Below are 621 nucleotides of genomic sequence, written 5' to 3' on the forward strand. Positions count from 1 at the left end.
TCCGCACTTTAGGCGCCCGTATGCGAGTGCACGAAGAAAGCTCTCAACACGTACTCAACTACCTACAACAGCAGGCTTTGGTCGCGAAGATTTACCAGCCGAGCTTGCCAGATCACCCTGGTCACGAAATCGCGAAAAAGCAGCAGTCGGGTTTTGGTTCTATGTTGAGCTTTGAATTTGCAGGCTCATTTGAGCAACTTAAAGTGTTTGATAAAGAGCTCGAACTGTTTTCTCTTGCTGAGTCGCTTGGTGGCGTGGAGAGTTTGATTTGTCACCCCGCATCTATGACGCATCGAGCCATGGGGGAAGAGGCGTTAGCGGAAGCGGGCGTGTCGCATCAGCTGCTTCGTTTGTCTGTGGGTTTAGAAGATGCACAAGACCTGATTGCCGATCTCGATCAAGCCTTTGTAAAAGCTGCTCAGTAATAGGAGAACTAAAAAATGAGTGTACAACGTCAGTTACATAAATTTGGTGGCAGCAGCTTAGCAAACCCTGAATGTTACTTACGTGTGGCCGATATTCTTAAAGAATACTCTGTCGAGAATGATCTGGTGGTGGTATCTGCCGCGGGGAAGACCACTAATCGCTTGATCGAGTTTCTGGAAGGTTTAGACAAAGATG

Annotated in this window: 2 protein-coding genes; both read left to right on the top strand. The window is 47.8% G+C overall.

Annotated elements, in window-relative coordinates; all coding sequences use genetic code 11:
• On the top strand, positions 1 to 425 hold a 425-nt coding region (locus R7E78_RS28000; RefSeq protein WP_318058871.1), incomplete at its 5' end, for a PLP-dependent transferase.
• A gap of 15 nt (positions 426 to 440) precedes the next feature.
• Positions 441 to 621: hypothetical protein (locus tag R7E78_RS28005; RefSeq protein ID WP_318058872.1), on the top strand; the 181-nt coding region annotated here is incomplete at its 3' end.

The sequence above is a fragment of the Vibrio sp. YT-19(2023) genome (genome assembly GCF_033337395.1).